This window comes from Leptospira haakeii, assembly GCF_002812045.1.
Taxonomy (GTDB): Bacteria; Spirochaetota; Leptospiria; order Leptospirales; family Leptospiraceae; genus Leptospira_B; species Leptospira_B haakeii.
In genome coordinates this window covers 120,198-135,228 of sequence record NZ_NPEG01000008.1, presented here as the reverse complement: position 1 = coordinate 135,228, position 15,031 = coordinate 120,198, and the positions used below count along the sequence as shown (strand labels likewise).

Genomic DNA, 15,031 nt, shown 5'->3' with positions numbered 1-15,031 from the left:
AGCGAATGAAGAATGTTGATGGATTAATTTTTTTTTTTTTTTTTTTTTTTTTTTAAACGGTTTTCTTAAAGTAAAAAGCCCCCGATTCTTACTTAAGAACCGAAGGCTTTTCTTTGATGTAGAATTTTAAACTCTCTTAAAGTTTATAAGTAGCTTGGAAAGAGTAACTCACACCAGTTCTATATGAAAGGAATAGTTCCTTCTCCCCAGTTAGCTCGTTTTTCTGATAAACTCTGTAACGAGTATCGAAGATATTCTGAGCAGAAACTTTGAATTCAAGATGGTCCCCTCTCTTAGTAGTATAAACTACGTCGGTTAGACCAACTGCTCTTTCGTAAGCATCAGGTAATCCGTTTGCTCCGACTGCGAATAGTCTGTCGCCGAAGTAATTATAATAAACACCGATATTCTGAGTCTTCTTTTCGTTTAAGTAGAAATCGAATTTAATATTGAATACCAATGGGGACTGGCCTTGCAAAGGACGAGAAATATTGGTCGGGTTATAAGCGGCTGCTTTGGAAAGAGGATCCAAAAGTCCTCCCTTCGCCATTATATATTCGTTCCAAGAAATTACGTCTACTCTGGAATTGATTAAGAACATATTTGCTTCGAATCTCATCCATTTAGTTACATCTTTACGAAAATCGAATTCAACCCCTCTGATCGTTCCTTGTTCCGCATTAAGATATGTGAAACGTTGAGCGATACTTCCAGCAATTGGCTGTCCGATCATCTCGATAGGGTTGGAAATTTGTTTTAAGAAGGCCCCTACTCCGATATAGTCGGTTGAGTTCAGATAGTATTCATATCTTACATCATAGTTGTGGATATAAGATCTGCGTAAGTCCGAATTACCGAATATCCTGTTTGCGCCGAAATAAGGAGTGAATCCAAAAGGAGATAATTCTCTTAAGTCGGGACGAGTTAAGGTCTGGGTTGCAGATACACGCAAGATCTGGTTGTCTGCAAATTCCCAGTTTACGTTGAAAGAGGGGAGTTTGTCTTTTGTACGAAGTTCTCCCACACCGTTATTATTCGGATCACAAATATTATTTCGAACCAAAGCGATCTTAGTGAATTCATCCATAGATCCGCATCCATAACTTAAGTTAAATGGACTATTGGAATCTCTTGTCGCAAAGGTTTTTACTTTTTGGTAACTATCTTCGTAACGGACCCCTGCTAAAACTTTCAATTTAGGAAGGATCGGAAGTTCCACTTGAGAATAATACGCTTGTAATCTCTGGAAAGCGTCATATGCGTTAGACTCCACTTGTCTTTCGGAGAAGGTAAAGTCGTTTTGGACGAAATAAATAGGGTTAGAATAGATTTCACCCGGTACAGGATACAGATTTGTAAGAGGTACCGCAGTATTTGGTTTTTGTCCGAATTCCCTGAATCTAAAATCCTTTTCCCTTGAAAGCGTATAAGTTCCGAATTTGAAAAGTGATTTTAATCCGCTCCATTGGTCGAAAGGAATTTCATAATTCAATTTAGTAGTACGGCTTGTATCTTTGGATTCTGAGAAGAATCGAGATCCATCCGGGTTATTTCCTAAACGGGTATAATCGGTAAATGGATCTGCAGTCGAAGCCCTTCTCCATACCTGTTGTTGTAGGTCCGGCTGGTCTCTATTTGCTTCAGCATAGTTGAATCTCCAGTCGAATTTATGAGCCCTATCTCCGAACCAATTTAAAGCGTGGTCTCCTCCAATCGTATTATGGAAGATGCGACTGCTTGTGTATTGGGTGGTAAGAGCCTTAAAATCGAAATTGTCGATTTTATCCTGTCCTGTTGCATCACGGACTTGCGATTCTCCTTGCTGGGTGAACAAGGTTTTCAAAAAGATCTGCTGACCTTTTGTGATTTCATACGCGATATTTGCGTTGTTTCCCCAGTTCCTTTCTTCAATGTACATATCAGCATCTTGGTGCTGTTGTAATGTGAGGTTGGTACCTGCCGTTGTTAGAGTGGAGAGTGGGTTTGCAAAATAACGATTTGAGCTCTCTTGGCGGAAGCGATAATTGCGGTTATAGGTAGAACCTACTAAAACCCCAATACGGGAAGTAGCTCCCACTTTGAATGTATCTCCATAATTAATAGAGAAGTTCCTATCAAACGAAGCAGGACCTGAATCGGGAGTCCATTTTTGGTTGAATAGACCAGCAGAGGCCTGAACTCCTTGAGGAGGAAGTCCTCCAAAAATGCTTCCTGGTTCAATTGGGATCGATTCAGGAATTCCGGCAAGCGCTGATGGCATTTTTTGATTATCATTTACTCCGCCGAAAAAATTCCCCTGGTTCATATTTAAGAATTTGTGGCCAGTAGTATTATAGTTACCACCTGCTCCGACTGAGACACTAAGTTGTTTTTCTTCTGGATACTCTTGGGTTTCGATCTTAACAAGACCTCCAGAAAATTCTCCAGGTAGTTCAGGTAAAAATGTTTTCATGATCCGAACGTTTTTCAAAACTCCGGAAGGAAATATATCCAATGCCACAACCCGTTTGTCAGGTTCGGTAGAAGGAACTAATGTATCGTTCAATTCAGTATTGGAATAACGTTCTCCTAATCCTCGAACGAAAACGAATTTTCCTCCGACGAGAGTGATCCCGGTAACCCTTCTTACTACTTCACCGGCAGAAGAGTCTGGGCTTTTCTTAATAGCTTCTTTGGAAATACCATCGGAAACTGCAGCAGATTTTTTCTGAAGAGCTAAGAGTGCGGCTTCCGCATCATTTAAAGCTCTACCTTTTACGTCTACAGTCTCTAAGGTTTGTAAACCGAAGGTAATGTTTACTACTTGGGGTTTTCCAGGGGTTACGTTGATGGTTCTTTTTTGAGGCGAATATCCCAACATTTGGAATTCCACTTCGTGAGTACCGACAGGAAGTTCTAAATCATAGGCTCCATCAAAATCCGATTTGGCGAATTTTTTAATGGACCTAACAACGATGGTAGCACCGAAAACGGCTTCACCGTTATCTCCATCTACGATTTTTCCGCGGATTTTCCCGGCAGCTTGTGACCAAACAGGAGTTACTGAAAGTAGGGCAAATACTATCAGTAGGATTGTAGGGTTGAATTTTATTTTTTTCATTTTCATGGCTTAATTTTTGGGCGCACCGTTTTACGTTCCGATAACGCAAACTTTATATTTTCCTTTATGTCCGACGATAAGGCGTATTTCTTCAATGGTATGAGTATGATTCCCAATTCGAATTTCGAGCGTCCCTACCCGATAACCGGTAATTGCATTCATGATTTTGGGATCGTCTCTCCAGGTTAGCTTAGTAATTGTGAACGATTTTCCTGGATTTGCTTTGAAAATGTCTTGGATTCTAGAAAGAGCTGCTTTTCGCCTGATATCGGTTAGCTCCCACGCTTCTTTTTCAGGCATTTTGGAAGTGAGAGTTTCCATTCCTAAAGTATTCGGGAGGAATATATTGAAGTATTCTTCTTTGGAAAAAATGAATCTATCCGGTTCATTGCGTTGAACCGCTTCAAGATATTTTTTGATAGCTTCTTCTTTAGTATTACTGGTCTCGGAGATTGTATAATCTTCTTTGATGTTCGATTTATAACGACTTAATGTTTCTTTTAATCTGTTTTCGTATTCTGGATCATCGCCCTTATCGACTTTCTCGCAGAAAAATACGTTAAATAAAATGAATATAAATAGAATGGTCTTTCTTGTGGCCATTTGGTTATGTTCCCGGAATTTTTTTATCTATTGTTTCTATTAAAAAGAACCTCTCCGAGGGGAGAGGTTCTCTATTAAAGGTTTAAGTTTCGCTTACTGATAATCGATTTAGTGAGCTCTCCAAACGGCCCAGCCACTCCACCATTTTTCAGTTACGGAACCTACGATCGAGTCTGTAGTTCCACCAACTGGAGCTCCACCTGTCGCACCACTTGCTACGGAAGCAGAAGTTGTGAAGTCTGGTTTAGTTCCATGTCCGCAGAAGTTAGCATCTTGAACACTGCCTAAATCCGCCACTGGGAGCGCACTTAAGTCGAGTAAACTTGCTGCGCAAGTTGGAGCAGTTCCTGAAGCTGTTCCTCCACAAGTTGTACTGTTCATACAATCGGTTTTGCTATTATCGCTATGAACGTTGGAGATTGAGCTGTTTACTGCAGGGTATCCGCTTGTACTGTCGCAAACAATATTTCTGCTAAAATTCCAAAGAATTCCTTGAGAGAAACTTCCTTGTAAACCTTCTCTATGGCGCTCTCCGAAACTGTTCGCAAAATTGAAACCAACAGCGGTATAATTCGAAACAGTAGGATTGGAACAATCGTGAGTTCCATTTGCTCCCGGAGCACAGCCTGCAAAGCTTGAAGAAGCATGAACTCCGTCCATTTCGAAACCGTGAGGATCTGTAGAAACGGATCCACCACAACCGGCAGGGTATTTTACAGAAATCAGATATTTTAGGGTTCCACTGAAACCTTCGTCCATATCGAAGTCATCATCCATTGCTCCGGATCCGATCAGATATGCACCGTCAAAAGTGCTTGGAGACAATCCGCCTCCCCACCATTCGAAGGAATCATCTAATCCGCGGTGAGCTTGTACGAATCTATAAGTAGCGGAATTGACTTGGTATTGAGATAGAGAGTTTAACTCGTCTCCTGGGGCAACCTCATTTCCTGCAAATTCAACGATTGTATATCTCAGAGTGATATTTGAAGGGTTTGATCCAGGATAAGTCAGTGGAGTAGTTCCTTCGGTAGTTCCGGAAGTTCTTGTTCCATTTCCATTTCCTATGAATATAACTCCACCCCAGTCTCCAGGGAATCTGGATCCTCTTGCTTGCGCAGAAGTGAAACATACTGGTTCTGCTGCAGTTCCTTGGGTTACAAGGCTTGCTCCATTGAAGAAAAGAGAGGAGCCTCTTTCTCCGTAGATCACTGCACCTTTAGGAATTGTAATTGTAGCGTTATTGTTAACTACTACAGTTCCTCTTAATAGAGTGTATTTTCCCCAAACTTGGTCGGCGGAAATTGTTCCTTGTTTGATTGCCGGTGTACCGATAGCATCGCAAAGAGCTTCACCCACTGTCGCGTTAGGGTTGGAATAAACACCTGCAACAGTCGTGATTACATTGACAAGGTCAACATATAGAGTTGATGAGACTCCAGCTACGGTTGATGGAGACAAATCGCCTAACAAATTTGAGAATGTTAACTGAGCGGTGCTTGTGGGACTGGAAGTGTCGATTACGTAGTTCATATCGAAGGAACCGACTAATTCCGTATACACAGATGCACTATCACAAGCAGAGCCAGCTGAGCATTTTGCGCCGACCGGTACTACAGTAGAGGTGTAATAAGCATCAGATATAGCAAAGACTTCCCCGTGAAGTTTCCCGGAAGCACTATTTGTTTTAAAAGTGATGTTAAAGTCTGCTGCATCTGCACCAGTGCTACTTCCTACGGTGAAGTCAGTTCCACCGGAAGTTAGAGAGCTACCAGTAAGTTTAACGTAAGCAGGTTTGTTTGTGACATACCCAACGCTTGGAAATACTGTACTCGCAGCTGCGATTCTCAGTTTTCCTCCCATCACGACTGTCGCCTGGTAAGAATTGCCTAGTCCCGCTAAAGCAAGCGCTGCGTTGCTGCCGCCCCCGCCGGAATCACAGCCTACAAGAGCAATAGCAACTGCAAGAGCGCTTACTACTTTCGAGACTTTTTTATTTAACGATTTCATGGATCGAATTTCTCCTATTCATTCTGAAAAGAGGCCGAAATCCGATCGACCTCATGGATTATGTTAGATAAATTACTTTACGACTTGATTACGTACCTGTTAAGGTTTTGGTTCTTTAGGGTAAAAGTAGTATTATCAGAAAGATCCCGCCAAAAATTGCATAGTCAGTGTATCTTTCTTTATCAGGATAATTCTCCTGATCTTTTTGTTTCCATTCTACTGGTTTGGCTTCAACAGTAACGGACGTTCTGTCAAAACCTCTACGGGAGCCGTCTTCGAACTCAACAATCACACCCTGTTCTGTCTGAGTTGTTTTTACGTTCTCAATCACTTCTTTAGTTTTAGTATTGGTGACTGTGTCTGCGGAAAGGGTTCCCAAACATATTAGAAAAATTGAAATTGTAATAATAGTTCTCGTAATCATAATGTAATACTTCCGGTTCACTGTATCCTCCTTATGGAAAGTATAGATACTCGTGCAATTCGATTAAGCCGAGAACTGTTACAAACAGATTAAATGTAATAAAGTGAAAGGTGAGAAAGAGTAAGTGCTAATCGAATCTGATTAGTCTTAATATTGTGAAGAAAGTTGTTTAGGTTTGTGCGAATATCTCCAATTCTTCTAAAAGAATAGGTTTGCTTAAAAAATATCCTTGTGCTTCGTCGCAGCCTAAGTCCTTGATCTTGCGCATTTGTACTTCCGTTTCCACACCTTCTGCTGTGATCCTGAGTCCTAAACTTTTTCCTAATGCCACGATCGTTTTGGAAATCGCTAGGGAATTTGGATCTGTTAGTATCTTACGAACGAAGGATTGGTCTACTTTTAAGGTTTTGAGCGGGATCTTGCTTAAGTAAGAAAGGCTTGAATATCCTGTTCCGAAATCGTCCAAAGCAAGGGAAATCCCCCAGGAATGTAATTCTCCCAAGATTTCCAAAGCGGATTGTATATTAGTAATTAGGCTGGATTCGGTGATTTCAAGCTCCAAATCTTCTACACTTAGGTTGTTTTTCTCTAATATATCTAGAACTTTTTTAGCGATATTCTTATCTTCTAATTGTTTTGCGGATAAGTTTACGGAAATACGGATCGGAGGAAGTCCTCTCTTTTTCCAATTTCCCAGGTCTTCCATTGCTTTAGAAAGAACCCATTCTCCCATCTCTCCTATGATCCCACTTTCTTCCGCGATTGGTATAAATATAGTAGGGGAGATGACTCCGTATTCAGGATGATTCCATCTGAGCAAAGCTTCCGCGGAGATCTTTTTACCTGTTTGTACTTCTATTCTTGGTTGGTACTGAATGAATAATTGGTTTTTAGAGATCGCAAGTTTTAGATCTTTTTCTAAAAGGTACTTCTCCTTCATTCTTTCCTTCCACTCGGAGGAATAGGTTTGGATCTTAGAAGTCCCTGAAAGTTTTGTCTGGCTTAATGCAGTTTCAGATTTCCATAAAAGTTGATCTGAGGATTTTCCATCATAAGGAAAAACTGATATTCCAATTCGTATTTCGGAAGAGATCTGTTGGTTTACGACATTTAAAGGAGAAGATGTGCTGTTCTGGATCTTCTCCGCCCAAATTTCCGTATCAGTTTCTAAAATTTGGGAAGAAGAAGGTAATGGAAAGAAGGAAAATTCTCCGTCTCCGGTCCTTGCTAAAACGGTTTCAGGCCCAAGCATTGTTTCCAATTTCTGTGCCAATGATCTTAAATATAGATCTCCCATATGTACGCCGAAATTGGATCGGATCTGCTTTAGGTGGGTCGCCTCCAATGAAAGAACAGGAAAACTTAATATTTCTTCTCTCATAGAAAGTTCATGTAGAGAATTGCTTAATCTTTCTAAGAATAAGTCTCGATTAGGCAGTCCGGACATTCCGTCGTAATTTGCCATATAGTGGATTAGTTCATCCAATTTGCGTACCGTGGTGACGGTATCTGCCATTAAAGAGCCGGCTTCGTCTTGGAATACTGTAGGTAAATTTGGGATCTCCCTTTCACTCAAATATCTGTTCAGAGATTTGGAAGTGAGTACAACTGGAGTTAAAAGTTTATGTAAGGCAAAAAGTGTGGCTGCAGTTCCCGCTAAAGTCGCTACAAGTGCAATCCCCAAAATTTTTAGAGCGGTTTGTATATCCTGAACAGTGGATAATACAAAAAATAATAAAAGGGTGATCAGTGGAACATGGGTCCCAAGGAAGGCGACCAACATAATTTTGCTGGAATAGGTTTTAAGAATTCGGATCTTGCTAAGATAGGAATAGAAATTTAATCCGTTAAGACTCATTAAAGTTTTCCTTGGAATAGGAACGTTATACGTTTTCGCGTGCTAAGGTTTTTCGTCTTAAGGAAGGGATAACTTTTCTTCTTATAAACCATGCTTTTGAATGGGCTTTCCTAAACAAGGATAAAAAATTAAAGGCCTAAGCCGAAGTGTTTAGTTGATAATTTATTTTATATTTGGATTTATAGTAATGAGATACAGAAGTTGTTGAACTTTTCCGGTTCTTCAAAATTAGGAAGATGACCTGAATTTTCAAACCAGATTATCTTTTTTTGCGGAGCTTCTAATATCTCGATATATTCTTCTACGAGCTCAAAGGGAACAGTATAGTCGTATTTTCCTTCGCAAAAGTATACCGGTACATCGAGCTTACGGACTTTCTGCATAATATTAACGCTCATTTGCTCATTTTCTAAATTCTTTAAGGAAAACATAATTCCTTTAATAAATTTAATAAGATATGAGATACTAACATCGGACAAGCTCATATTCATAAATATGGTCCTGAATATATTTCCGTTTCGCATCGTTCCGTTGAATTTTGATAACCATTTTCGCTGAATTCCCGCAGAGTTTAAATCCGAATATGGAGGTAATCCTATCCGCTTCAATTCCCGAATTGCTTTATAGTTTTCGAATTTTATGGCTTGTCCTAGAGTATAATTATAAGATATAGTTTCGCCTTTTTGCATATTCACTATTTGGCCGATTCCAATATATGCGAATATTAAATCCGGTCTTGCTGCGGCCAGTTTTATACCTAGAATGCTCCCCCAAGAATGACCGACTAAGAAAATTTTCTTCTTATTAAATCTGTTGATTAGATATTCGATCAACTCTTGTGAATCATGTAGGAAAGTGTTTATAGTCATGTCGGATTCTTTGATACTTTCACTATAAGATTTGCCTGCACCTCTTTGGTCCCAATTTACCACTATGAAATGGTCTTCTAACTTTCGCTGGGGCTTTCTGGAAAAGAAGATCTGAGCAGTTCCGGGTCCACCGTGCAAAAACAATAAGATCGGGCTTTCTATCTTTTTTGATCTAATTGCAATCCATTGTTCGCAACCGCCAATTTTGATTTTTTCCAAAGAATCGATATGTGAAGTTGGCAAAGTCATAGATTAGTAGTAGATAGAGGTCCGAACAGATTTGAATTCACGATTAGGTTGAATTTGCAGTTTTGTCAGTTTGGCGCATTATACTTCTTTTCCAATTTCATTTTAAAACAATTGTTAGAAAAAATGTCCGCTTTGAGATTTTTTTCTTGCCTCGGATTCGGTTTATGTTATAATACCAAACGTTCGAAATAAATTAAATCGATTGATTTTCCCGGAGAAATGCGGGATAGGAGAGAGAGATGAGTGTAGGGAAAAGATTATCCTTCTTGATTGCATACCTGATTCCGAGTTTGGCCGTCGCGGGTTATTATTTGGGAGGCAGTTTTAATTTTTTAACTCTGGCGGTAGTATTCGGAATTCTTCCGATCATGGACCTCTGGATCGGGCCGGATGCGATCAATCCAAAGGAAGAGGATGTGCCGGAACTTCAAAAGGAATTCTATTTTAGATTCCTGACCTATGGTTGGGCCTGGATCCAATTTGCGTTAGTGATTTGGGCTCTGTGGGAAGTTCAAACAAATGCTCTTTCCTCGTTAGAATGGTTCGCTTTTGTTCTGGCAATTGGTGTAAACACCGGCGGGATCGGGATCACTGTTGCTCACGAGTTAGGTCACAAAAATACTAAGATAGAACAATGGTATTCTAAGTTTATTCTCATGACTGTATGTTATATGCATTTCTTTATAGAGCATAACCGTGGACATCATGTGAATGTTTCCACTCATGAGGATCCTGCTTCCAGTAGAAAGGGTGAGTCGTTCTTTGTTTTTTATCCAAGAACTGTTTTCGGAAGTTTAACGAGCGCTTGGAATTTAGAGAAAAAAAGATTAGGCAAATTGGGTAAGTCTTCATGGACATTTGACAATGAGATGATCACGTCTATGATAATTCCGGTTTTATTCATCTCTGCCGTGACTGGGATTTTTTATGCGATCACCGGTAACCTGAATTGGCAGGTACCTGCATTTTTCTTTGTTCAAAGTTGGATCGCCTTTTCTCTATTAGAATTAGTGAATTATATCGAACATTACGGTTTAGCTCGTAAGGAATTATCTCCCGGAAAATTCGAGAAGGTTCTTCCGATCCATTCTTGGAACCAAAACTTCAGTCTGTCTAACGCGTTCTTGTTTCAATTACAAAGACATTCCGATCATCATGCTAACGCAGGAAGAAGATACCAGTCCTTGAGACATTTTGAAGAAAGTCCTCAATTACCTTGGGGTTATGAATTGATGATCCTTCTCGCATTATTTCCACCTTTATGGTTTAAAATAATGGATAAAAAATTAGAAGAATGGGAAAAACAACATGGAGAAACTTCAGTAAACTCTTCCGGAAAAAGGGAACCTGCTACTGCGTAATCCTGTCTAAAAAATAGATCTTTTTGGTAATGAGTTAGAGGCTGCCCTCTAACTCTTCTTTTTTCTTAGGGAACTAAAAGATGGCCTTTTAGTTTTTGTATTTTTCTAAAACCTTAAGGGTTCTTTGTATATCGTCTCTTTGTTGTTGGAGATCCTTTTTCAATAGTTCAGGAAGTTTTTTATTTTGATCCAGAAACTCTTGCGTTCTCTTTAATAAATTCGGATCCGGCTCGAAAGAAGGGAACATCATATGGCCAAATGCAGAAGCAAAATGTGGATCTCTTGTTTCATACACTGAGATCACTGAATTAAAATAAGAATCTGTATACGAGACCAATAGTTGCTTTTGGTGATTCCATTGAAATCCCCTCATTCCGTATCTTAAGAAGTCAGTAGAATCTCCTTCTTTAGGTTTCAGGAATCTTTCCCAGGATTCTTTTTTAGTTTTAGGGTCAGGGAAGGAAACTTTCGCCAAGAATGCTTTTTTTGCTCCAAGATCGGTATTATCTTTAGAGGTTTCTTCTTCGATCCGTTTGGAAGATTCTGGATCTCCATAAGCGCTGAGTCTGGATAGAATGACCCAACGTCTTTCTTGGTCCATCGCGATCCCAGGGATACTTTTTTTCTGATCCAGTAATTCTTTCAGATAGGAAAGTTGTTCCGGTGATTTAGAAGTATTTTCTAATATTCTAAACCATAATATCTGTTCTTGTTCTGGGTTTTGAGCGAGAAGCGATTTTTCCTTAGCGATACTGTGTAGTTTATCGGACCAGTTTCTTTTCTCCGTTTCCGGAATATAATTGTCGATCACTGTCAAAGCTTTGGTGAGTATATGGCTGTTTCGAACCGAAAGATCCGGTTCTTTCAGGCCTTGGTCCAAAGCTAACTCAAGAAAATCTTTAGGAGCAAGTTCGGCATCTCTTACCATTTGCCATAAACTTCCCCAAACAACTCTTCTGGAAAAACGATCCTTCAGGGTGTGTAGGCTTCTTTTTAAGATGGGAAGTGATTCTTTGCTTAAGTAGGTTTTGGCATAGGCAAAGTCTTCTGTGTTTAAAAGTAGAAGGTCCGCTTCGCCCGTATAATTTTCCTCTAATAGAGTCTCTTTTCCTTTAACGAGCACTCTTTTTTTCCAAACTTCTTCCAGTATCCCGTTCTTTTCTCTGAATAAGGAAGCTTGGAGAGCATGTGTGCGTAAAAGTCCGTTTATCGCAGAAGGTCCTTGGTGTAAAAATAATCTACCGTTTTGTCGGACCGGACTGAGAGTATTGACTCCGGTTGTTTCTAACCATTCCTTACTCCAGCCTCTGATATCTATTCCGCTGGTTTCAGACATACAAGAAAGAAAATCGTTTAGGACAGTGTTCTTCTCGGCATGTCTTTTGAAATAGAGCCTCATCGCGTCCCTGAATTTTTCTTCGCCCACGTAATACATCAATTGGCGAAGAACGGATGCACCTTTTGAGTAAGAGATCCCGTCAAAATTGCTGATCGCTTCTAATGTATTTTCCGCTTTTCCTGCAATCGGATGAGTGGTGGAGAGTTGGTCCTCTCTGTAAGCCCATTCTTCCCTTACATAAAAATGTTCTAATGCATCTGGGAAAATTTTCCCGTTAGACATTGAATAATAGGAAAGATAATCCGCAAAACTTTCATTCAACCAGAGATCGTTCCACCATTTCAATGTGACCAGGTTTCCGAACCACATATGTACCATTTCATGATATACTGTGTTTGCTCTGTTTAAGTATTCAGAATAGATCCTAGGTCCACGGAAAATGTAACTCTCGGAGAATGTCACAGCTCCTACATTTTCCATGGCTCCCATATTGAATTCCGGCACGAATATCTGGTCATATTTTCCGTAAGGATAGGGAACTCCGAAATATTCTTGCAAGAAGCCGAATGCTTCCTTTGTGATCGCAAATAAATTCTCCGCATCCATATATTTGGAGAGGGATTTTCTGCAGAATATTCTAAGAGGAATTTCTCCTGCCTTATCTTCCCAAACTGCGTAAGGCCCTACGATCAGAGAGAATAAGTAAGTGGAGAATTTTTTGGTCTTATTAAATTTTATGTTTTTATAATTTCCCTGGTTTTCTTCCGATTTTGAGACTGTGTTATGTATGTAAGTCCATTCGGAAGGTCCTGTGATCTCCAGTTCGTAAGTCGCTTTTAGGTCCGGTTGGTCGAAAGAAGGAAATAATCTATGAGCTTCGAATGGTTCGAAGTCCGTATGCATGTATTCCGCTTTGTCGGAAGGATCCGTGAATTTATGAAAGCCTGAACCGCTATGATCGAATACGTTTTTGTATTTTACTTTAAGTTCGTTTTTGCCTTCCGCTAATAATTCTCCCGGTAGGAAGAGTGCGGATTCTTTTTTTTCATAATTTGTTTCTTCTTTTCCGTTTATCCAAAGGATCTCAATCTTCTTAGATACGAAATCTACCTTGAGTTTTCCTTTTTTACCGCCATTATATAGGAATCGAACTGTGGTTTCTCCCTCGTATTCTTGGGATCCTTTTTCCAGTTTTAATTTTAGAGTATAGTCCACTTCGGAGATCTGTCCGGAGCGGAGCATTGCTTCTTGTTGAGTAAGAATATTATCCATATTAAACCGTTATATCCTTTAGATCCATTTTTCGAAGACGAGGCGCGATCGCGGTAACGATCCCTACGGTTAAAAGAGTAAGCGTTCCTCCTATAACAACTGAAGGGACAAGACCGAATGCTTTTGCGGTCGCTCCCGATTCGAATGCTCCAAGTTCATTGGAAGAGCCTATGAATATATTATTCACTGCGGAAACTCTTCCTCTCATATGCTCCGGAGTATACATCTGAACGATTGTGTGCCGGATCACTACACTTACCATATCGAAGGAACCGCTTACGATCAATGCCGCGCAAGATAAGTAGAAGTTCCTGGAAAGTGCGAATACGATCATACAAAGCCCGAAACCGAATACACTACTGAGTAATATTACTCCTGAATTTGTTTTAGGAGGTTTGACTGCGATAAATAATGCACAAAGAACCGCACCGATTGCTGGAGCGGACCTTAATATTCCGTAATATTCAGGACCCATTCCTAAAACTTCTCTAGAGAATGTAGGGATAAGGGCTACTGCTCCGCCGAATAATACCGCAAATAGATCTAAACTGATCGCGCCTAGGATTAATTGGTGACCGAACACAAACTTCCAGCCCGTTCCCAAACTTTTCCAAATGGATTCTTTCTCCCCTTGTTTTTCAGGAACAGGTTTAGAAGGAACAAGTAGTAATAAAAATAATGAGAACACCATGATGCAGAAATCTGCAAGATAAGCAGTTTGTACTCCGTTAAATCCGGTGAGAAGTCCGCCAAGCATAGGACCTAAAACCGCAGAGCCCTGCCAAGCAACACCGCTCCAAGTAGCGGCATTCGGAAAAATTTCCTTAGAGACAAGTTGTGTTTGATAAGCCGCGATACTTGGAGATAAAAACCCTCTACAAATTCCGGAGAAAAAAATCACTGAATAGATTGGATAAACCCAATATTTTTCGATCACCCATTCGAAACCTGGAAGAGTGAATAATAAAAGTAAGAAGGAGCTAAAAGTCAGGCCGCTTAAGGAAAGATAGATGATCTTCTTTCTTGGAAAACTATCAACGACCAATCCTGAAAAAAGAGAAACTGCTACGTTAGGCACGAGTTCTGCAAATCCGATCAAACCTACAAAAAATGCGTCGTGAGTGATATGGTCTATCTGCCAGAAGACCACGGTGGATTGCATGACGAATGAAAGTGTGACCAAAAATTTTCCGGCCAAAAAATTCCTAAATTCAGGAACCTGTAATGAGATGAATGGGCTCGCGTTTGCGGATTTTGTCATGAGATAGTTCTACTTCTTCTTTTCTCCGTATTTTAAAAAAAATAATCCGAATGCCGCCACGACAATTGCGTGGTGTAGGATATTTTTCTCTAAAATTTCGGGGATTTTATTTAGAGGATATTGATACACTTCTATTTGTTCGCTTTCGTCCAGATCTTGTCCACCCGGATGAGGATATACATTTCTGGCGATATAAGTATGACACCAATTGTTCATGAAGGCGGGATTTGCGGAAACCTTTCCTAAATATTCCCACTCGTCCGAGACAAAGCCGGTCTCTTCTCTCAGTTCTGCTTGCGCTGATTCTAAGATTGAATTTTTTTCAGCGATGCCGCCTGGGATTTCCAGACAATAAGAATGTAATCCGTGTCTGTATTGATCGATCAGAATCACATTTTCATCTGAGGTGAGTGCAATTACATTCACCCAATCCTTGGATTCCACTTTGAAAAAATTGCCAGAGATTGTTTTGTCCGGAGAAACTTTCGGAACGGAGACTAATTCAAAAATTGGAGTTTTGAATGCAGAAGTTTTTTTTCCTTCTTCCCAAAGATTGGAATCGGGGAGGTAATTTTCTGGGCGGAATTCTTGCATATCTGCCGTTTCTTCCAGTTTTTTGAAATCCTTTCAGATTCGCAAACCTTTGCCTGTACGCGGTTGACAAGAAGAGAAAAATCAGGATTAT

At 40.1% G+C, this 15,031-nt stretch carries 10 protein-coding genes; 1 reads left to right on the top strand and 9 read right to left on the bottom strand.

What is annotated here, in order from left to right:
* Nucleotides 1-136 precede the first annotated feature (136 nt).
* The 6 genes from CH377_RS13525 to CH377_RS13500 form a co-directional block, all read right to left on the bottom strand.
* On the bottom strand, nt 137-3,100 hold the full coding sequence (locus CH377_RS13525) for a TonB-dependent receptor domain-containing protein (RefSeq protein WP_100724318.1): 2,964 nt from the start codon (nt 3,098-3,100) through the stop codon (nt 137-139).
* Between the two features lie 30 nt (nt 3,101-3,130).
* On the bottom strand, nt 3,131-3,703 hold the full coding sequence (locus CH377_RS13520; RefSeq protein WP_100724306.1) for a hypothetical protein: 573 nt from the start codon (nt 3,701-3,703) through the stop codon (nt 3,131-3,133).
* 108 nt (nt 3,704-3,811) lie between these two features.
* On the bottom strand, nt 3,812-5,713 hold the full coding sequence (locus CH377_RS13515) for a hypothetical protein (RefSeq protein ID WP_100724305.1): 1,902 nt from the start codon (nt 5,711-5,713) through the stop codon (nt 3,812-3,814).
* A gap of 115 nt (nt 5,714-5,828) precedes the next feature.
* A complete protein-coding gene (locus CH377_RS13510; RefSeq protein WP_100709303.1) occupies nt 5,829-6,137 on the bottom strand; it encodes an LIMLP_04285 family protein in 309 nt (102 codons plus the stop codon).
* Nucleotides 6,138-6,306: 169 nt separating this feature from the next.
* On the bottom strand, nt 6,307-7,995 hold the full coding sequence (locus CH377_RS13505) for a putative bifunctional diguanylate cyclase/phosphodiesterase (protein ID WP_100724304.1): 1,689 nt from the start codon (nt 7,993-7,995) through the stop codon (nt 6,307-6,309).
* A gap of 179 nt (nt 7,996-8,174) precedes the next feature.
* Nucleotides 8,175-9,083 (bottom strand): alpha/beta fold hydrolase, encoded by a 909-nt coding sequence (locus CH377_RS13500; protein ID WP_244283711.1) that lies wholly within the window; start codon nt 9,081-9,083, stop codon nt 8,175-8,177.
* Between the two features lie 269 nt (nt 9,084-9,352).
* Here CH377_RS13500 and CH377_RS13495 point away from each other — a divergent pair, with 269 nt between their 5' ends.
* The gene (locus CH377_RS13495) at nt 9,353-10,474 is read left to right on the top strand and encodes an alkane 1-monooxygenase (RefSeq protein WP_100724303.1); all 1,122 of its coding nucleotides are present in this window, start codon (nt 9,353-9,355) and stop codon (nt 10,472-10,474) included.
* A gap of 88 nt (nt 10,475-10,562) precedes the next feature.
* Here CH377_RS13495 and pepN read toward each other — a convergent pair whose 3' ends face one another.
* Genes pepN through CH377_RS13480 form a run of 3 tightly spaced genes read right to left on the bottom strand, consistent with a single transcriptional unit; the run spans nt 10,563 to nt 14,940 of the window.
* A complete protein-coding gene (pepN, locus tag CH377_RS13490) occupies nt 10,563-13,085 on the bottom strand; it encodes an aminopeptidase N (protein ID WP_100724302.1) in 2,523 nt (840 codons plus the stop codon).
* Nucleotide 13,086: 1 nt separating this feature from the next.
* Nucleotides 13,087-14,346 (bottom strand): MFS transporter, encoded by a 1,260-nt coding sequence (locus CH377_RS13485; RefSeq protein ID WP_100724301.1) that lies wholly within the window; start codon nt 14,344-14,346, stop codon nt 13,087-13,089.
* Between the two features lie 9 nt (nt 14,347-14,355).
* Complete coding sequence (locus CH377_RS13480) at nt 14,356-14,940, bottom strand: NUDIX hydrolase (protein WP_100724300.1); 585 nt, start codon at nt 14,938-14,940, stop codon at nt 14,356-14,358.
* Between the last annotated feature and the right edge of the window lie 91 nt (nt 14,941-15,031).